Annotated in this window: 6 protein-coding genes; 2 read left to right on the top strand and 4 right to left on the bottom strand. The window is 57.8% G+C overall.

Annotated elements, in window-relative coordinates; all coding sequences use genetic code 11:
• Positions 1-174: 174 nt before the first annotated feature.
• Positions 175-1083, bottom strand: a complete 909-nt coding sequence (locus FJ147_26820) for a hypothetical protein (protein ID MBM4259500.1) — start codon at positions 1081-1083, stop codon at positions 175-177.
• Between the two features lie 68 nt (positions 1084-1151).
• On the opposite strand from FJ147_26820, the gene FJ147_26815 reads away from it, so the two are divergent.
• Positions 1152-1487: a hypothetical protein gene (locus FJ147_26815; protein ID MBM4259499.1), complete on the top strand. Its 336-nt coding sequence runs from the start codon at positions 1152-1154 to the stop codon at positions 1485-1487.
• Positions 1488-1637: 150 nt separating this feature from the next.
• On the top strand, positions 1638-2267 hold the full coding sequence (locus tag FJ147_26810) for a sel1 repeat family protein (protein ID MBM4259498.1): 630 nt from the start codon (positions 1638-1640) through the stop codon (positions 2265-2267).
• Between the two features lie 127 nt (positions 2268-2394).
• On the opposite strand, the gene FJ147_26805 is transcribed toward FJ147_26810, so the two are convergent.
• Genes FJ147_26805 through FJ147_26795 form a run of 3 tightly spaced genes read right to left on the bottom strand, consistent with a single transcriptional unit; the run spans position 2395 to position 5172 of the window.
• The gene (locus FJ147_26805; protein MBM4259497.1) at positions 2395-3291 is read right to left on the bottom strand and encodes a hypothetical protein; all 897 of its coding nucleotides are present in this window, start codon (positions 3289-3291) and stop codon (positions 2395-2397) included.
• Positions 3288-3959 carry a hypothetical protein gene (locus tag FJ147_26800; GenBank protein ID MBM4259496.1) on the bottom strand — a complete coding sequence of 224 codons (672 nt, stop codon included), beginning with the start codon at positions 3957-3959 and terminating at the stop codon, positions 3288-3290. The genes FJ147_26805 and FJ147_26800 overlap by 4 nt, the downstream gene beginning before the upstream one ends.
• The gene (locus FJ147_26795) at positions 3943-5172 is read right to left on the bottom strand and encodes a hypothetical protein (protein ID MBM4259495.1); all 1230 of its coding nucleotides are present in this window, start codon (positions 5170-5172) and stop codon (positions 3943-3945) included. Before FJ147_26795 ends, FJ147_26800 begins: the two co-directional genes overlap by 17 nt.
• Positions 5173-5483: the final 311 nt, after the last annotated feature.

Raw genomic sequence — 5483 nt, 5'->3', positions numbered from 1 at the left:
CTGCATGGCCATCTGGTCTGCGTGACTCAATTCCACGCCGCGAGGGTGTCTGGTGATAGGGGGCGGCTAAAGGAGAAATTCAAACTGCCGACGGGGACTTGGCGGCAACCCCTAACGCAAAGCTCACCGGCGGCAATGGAGCGCAGCGGAATTGCCGTCCGGTGCAGCGATTTGTTAGGCGGTCAGATCACTTACCATTCTTGCCAGCAAAGGCCTTCCGGCGAGAATGCCGTCAAAGCACTCTTGTAGTTCCCCGCGAATCCTTACGATCAGCTTGTTGGCGCTGAAGGTCTCTGCTTCAAGCACTTCAGCAAGAGCCTTTCGGCCGACAATGTAACCCACAAGTTCATCGCGAAAGACTCTCTCAATGGTTTCCGTCAAAGAAATCCTGCCCATGTTGTGAAAGGCAACTATGCATATAGCTCGTTCATCGAATGAGAAGACAATGTCGGCCTCCTCCGGTGCACGCTGCGTATCGAAGTCACCTTGCATTGACAGATCGCACAACCATGCTGGCGGAGGTTGGGTTGCACTGGAGATTACTAGATCCGCCCATGCCTTAACCTTCGCAACGCTTATGAGATCCTCTGCTATTGCTAGCATAACGATTCTTGCGCGGGGGTCTTGAACTGGTTTGGATTTCAATGGCTCTGCGAGTTCCACTGAGTAAGGCTGAGAAGAGACGGCTTGAAGAGCTGCAAGCGCCTTAGTTGCAAAGATGTCGCCAGAAGTCACTTCTAGCAAGCGTCCGACAATCGACTCGTCACCTATCGCAGATAGAGCTGCAAAGCACTTCGGTACAAGGTGCACCCAGAAATCGTCATAGTATGGCCACGCCACGTATTCAACTATGATCGATGCGGCGCATCGAAGTCTTCGTCTGCCTATTTCCTCAATAATTAGTCCGAGCACGCCAACCTGATTTCCACCATTTTCGATGGCTGCATTTCTGATCTTATCTGGATCACACTGCGAACGAATGCAGTCGCGTAAATCGGCATCCGTGGCTAGACCATGCCGATGACGCTCCCAGATAGACATGATCGATTCGTAGTTGCTGCCAGGATTGAATAGGTCTGTCATTTTCTCGTCTTGTTCCCGCCTAACGACCCAGCTCAGCGACGGCCTCGGGGGCGGCGGTGGAGCGCACGGTGCGCTCTCGAACTCCCGCAACGCTTGAACGCACGGCGGAGAGGCCGTTCGCTGCAGCGCCCTGGTTAGGCATCGTCCTCACAACACAAGCTGGTCTGACATGCTCAGTCCTCGTCCCGCGATACAAACACATGGCGCTCATCGCTGCCAACGGGACACTTCGACCCGATGCCAGCCATCTGTCCGCAATACTTGCAGAAGGCGGGCATCTCCATCTGAACAAATACATGCTTCGGGTCGCTGTAAACCGGGCATGTCGTGCTCGGGCCGGCCATTTGGCCGCAATACTTACAGATGAGGTGTCTCATAGATGTGTGATGCGTGGTGATGCCTAACAGTTTAGTGAACCGCAATTCCTGCGGTTTTATTATCAAGTGCGGTCTTATCGGCGGGGTATTCCCCTGTCCAGCCTTAAACCAGTCTGCGTTTGCTGGCCGCGTCAGCACCGCCCTTTGGCCTTTGCGAACCGGATTGCCCCCGGTGTAATGGCGCGGAGTGAATTCGCGCAAACAAGCCATCCTCGCAGCCATCCAATCGGCTTGCGCGGGTTGGCGGGGCCGCGTAGGATCGAAACCATGAAGATTCTCCTGCCCGCTCTCCTCTGCGCCCTTTCCTTGAGTTTCCAAGCCTGCTCGAAAGACCCGGTGCAAGCGACTAAGTCGAAGGCCGATCAGGGAGATGCCAAGGCGCAATACAACCTCGGCAACATGTATGCCGACGGCGAAGGCGTGGCGAAAAACGAGGCGGAGGCGGTGAAGTGGTATCGCAAGGCGGCCGATCAGGGACTTGCCGAGGCGCAATTCAACCTCGGCAACATGTATCGCGAAGGCCTAGGCGTGGTGAAAGACGAGGCGGAGGCGGTGAAGTTGTATCGCAAGGCGGCCGAGCAGGGAGATGCCGACGCGCAATTCAACCTCGGCGTCAGTTATGCCAAAGGCCTAGGCGTGGTGAAAGACGAGGCGGAGGCATACAAGTGGTATTTGCTAGCGGGTGCGCAGGGTGATGAGGAAGCCAAGAAGGGCATTGAGCGATTAGAGCGCGTGCTTACGCCTGCGCAAAGGGCAGAGGGGCAAAAGAGGGCCCGCGAGTTCAAGCCAGTCAAAGCCGCACCATGAGCTTGTGATGCCCTGAGCAGTCAGGGCTCCCGCCGCGTGGCCTCACTCACACCGCACCCCGCACCGCCCTTTGGCCTTTGCCAACCGGATGGCCCCCAGCATGAGGTTATGGGCTGTGTTGGTTGCGCTACTTTGACGGGGTAAACCGTTCGAACTCGATCGCGGTGGGGCCGAAGATCGAATGGCGGATATTCCGAATGTTGCAATCCTGTGAGATTTCCAAGGTCACGCAATGGAGCCGCGTGTCCATCTGGCCGGCCTGCACCCACACGGTGTCCCCCACGACGCTTATCCAACGCCCTCCTGGTTGATAGGGCGACTCGTGTATGTGACCAGACACGCCAAGCAGAGGTTGCCGCGTGTTGATCCAATTGAGCAAGGTGGGTGAGCCGACTTGCTGTCCGTCCCCGACGATATCCATGCCCAACTCTATCGGCGGTTGGTGAACGAGCCAGATACTTCGGGCCAGCTCGAATGTTGTGAGCTGGTCGGCCAGCGCTTTGAGGCGTTGACCCAGACTGGGACTGCTCAGCAGATGCTTCCGTAAATCGTCAATCTCAACCCAACGGCCGTCCGCTGAGACTGTCAGTCCCTTCGCGCGATACTGAATGAGGCACTCAACGTGATCCTCGTCCGCAACGCACCAGTCCTTGTAGGCGAAGGGATAATCCCTCACCTGAGCAACCCCGCAGAAAATCAGACCTTGCTCACGAAGGACTTGGCCATTCAGGTTGCCGCAAAGGTCCGCCCTTGCCAGTTCGTCAAGCAGGGACTCCAAGGGGAGAAAGTCATCGTTGCCCATCATCAGCAACACACGAGCACCCGCCGCGCGCATTTGCTCCAGGTTGCGGCGGAGCCGAGGGAAGAAATCGCGCTGGCCCTTGAAGCCGCCGGTCTTGGGCAACAGGTCGCCAGCGATCAGGACGTAGTTCGGCTTTTCTTCTTCAACAATCGCGGTGAGTTGTTCCCATTTTGCAATGTGCTGGTGAATGTCGGAGGTGAGCAAGACGCGTGCTGTTTTCATGGATGTCTTTGCAAAATCTTCTGGCGGGCGGCCCGATAGCAATTCTCGGTCTCGGCACTGTGGCCAAACCCGCAAACGGCCGTGCCTGTGCTGTCCCGAACCGTTACCGAGTTCTCCACAGCAGCCAGGACGGTGTCTCCAAGGTAGCGCCTCTCAGTGAACAGGAGTGAAGCTCCCGAAATCGGCTCGGCATGGAATTCCACGTGGAGGTGTCGCTCGATAAACCGCCCCCGCTCGTCCAACCCCTCCGCCGGCGCGCTCGCGCACACATCGGCTCTTGATGCAGCAGCAATGAACGCCATCACCGAGGCGAGATCGTTGGGCAGTGGAGATGGGGCAAACAAATCTCGAGATGTCACTTCCTCCTGCAGTCGCTCCTTCTGCGATCTCTCCACCGATGCGAATAGCCGCTCCGCGTTCAGATGATCCTCGGCGGCGACCGGAAAAGCTCCAGGCTCAAGTCGCGTTGCCCAGAAACCGAAAGTTGAAGCCGCTGTGTCCGTGCTGGGCTGTAGTTTCCTAGCCAAGCGCACCTTGAACAAGGTTTTCTCAGCGGGGGTGTGCGATTCGAATGTCGCTTCAGACGGGCCGATGTGCAGTGTCCAACTGATCTCGGCGTGGCCACCTTGCAACAGCATGATCAGCAGTTTGTCAGCTGTGTTTATCATGATTCGTGTTTGTTCGTTCGCTCTCCTCGCCCTCTCCTTTGCCCTCAATGGGCGCCTGCAGGTAAAGCCAATGCTGGACAGCGCGCCACGTCTCGGGCGATGGCTCACGGTTGGCCTTCAGCTTCAACTCGGAAACAAACCACCGCCCGCCTGCTGTCCGCTCCAGGCGCAGCGTTGCGCGTTGTGGTGCCACTACGCGGTAGAGGTAGCAGCGTCCATCGCGTGCCAGCCCCGAGTAATCTTCAGCGCAGTGCTGCATCACCTTTGATTCGACCATCAGGCCATGTTCATCCTCGATGGGCACTATGGTCTTTGTGCCAGGAACAGGCGACGGAGGGAATGCAACCGTGGCATAAGCTTCCTTGCGTGCGTATAGGCGTTGCAGCGAGGCGTAGTGCTCTTCCACCGCGCGGAGTCCGCGGAATCGGGTTTCGACAGGAATGGAGATCCCCAGTTGGTGGTGGAGAGAGAAGAGGTCCGCGAAGATAGGGACCGTGGCGCGCTGTGCCTGGGGTGGCATTTTGATGATAAGTTTCCTCAGCAGACCGGCATTTAGGAAGGATTTCGCGTGCCAGAGTAACCGGATTGCTGCATCGGTGACGAGGGGTAGGTGGGAAAGCAGGTCGAGGTGTGCCGGTTCCTTGAGCAATGTGCGTAGGTAGGACATCGTGTGGGGCGTGGCGTCCCACGCGGGCACTTTGCGCAGGATTCGGGCGACCTTCGGACTGTTGGGAAAGCCGGCGAACTCAGCCACGTTGGCCTGAGGGTTCTTGATGATTTGAGCGCACTCGGTGAGAAAAGTGCCTTGAGAAACGTCCGAAGGCAGCCTTTCCATCAGGCACCAAAATAGCGCTGGGTTGGCTTCAGCCAGCCGCAGTCCATAGGGAATGTAGCAAAGCCCCTTCAAAACCTGCCAGCGATTCTCGCGATAGCGTAGAACGATGGCCCTTACCTCCTCGGGAATCCGGCGGGTGTATTCCCAGCCCGCTTGCTGGCACCGGGCAAGTTCGCTGTTGCTCGAGAAGTTGGGTGGCCGCAATCGCAGAAGGCAGCGAGGGAGGCTTACGTGGCAGGACTCCCACCCACTTGCCCTCAATTTCTGGCGTGCCGTGACATACGGCCAGGGCTCCAGTCGGATGTTCGCCACGGGGCTGCTCCACTCCAGAGCGTCACCCGAAAACACCAGCTCAAACTTGGATCCGACGTGCTGCATGGTGGTGCCTCAATCCTGCAAATCCCGCCGCCAATCCGTCCTTCGGTCGGCCTTTTGAGGCTCGCGGTTTTGATGGCGTCAAGTTGAAGTGCCCTGCGGCTAGAAAGAGATCAGGCTTTGGAGGGGTGTGGCTCCACCGGACCGGCTGACCGCCTCGGTTAGCGCAAGCACAAGTCGGCCCTCATTCGACACGTATCGCCCACGCACTTGGGTTACACTCTCCGGATCAAGGCCCCGCAACCGCAATTCCTTCACGACTTCGGTTTGCACGTGCTGATCCACGCGGTTGGGCAGCAGCAGGATGATGGAGT

It is taken from the genome of Deltaproteobacteria bacterium (assembly GCA_016874775.1).
GTDB lineage: Bacteria > Desulfobacterota > Binatia > Bin18 > Bin18 > VGTJ01.
Note: the sequence above shows the minus strand (reverse complement) of the source record. Positions and strands in the feature narration are given on the sequence as shown.

Coding starts and splice junctions, on each gene's coding strand:
- FJ147_26820 (MBM4259500.1), bottom strand. CDS start 1,083: ATGACAGACCTATTCAATCCTGGCAGCAACTACGAATCGATCATGTCT.
- FJ147_26810 (MBM4259498.1), top strand. CDS start 1,638: ATGGCGCGGAGTGAATTCGCGCAAACAAGCCATCCTCGCAGCCATCCA.
- FJ147_26805 (MBM4259497.1), bottom strand. CDS start 3,291: ATGAAAACAGCACGCGTCTTGCTCACCTCCGACATTCACCAGCACATT.
- FJ147_26800 (MBM4259496.1), bottom strand. CDS start 3,959: ATGATAAACACAGCTGACAAACTGCTGATCATGCTGTTGCAAGGTGGC.
- FJ147_26795 (MBM4259495.1), bottom strand. CDS start 5,172: ATGCAGCACGTCGGATCCAAGTTTGAGCTGGTGTTTTCGGGTGACGCT.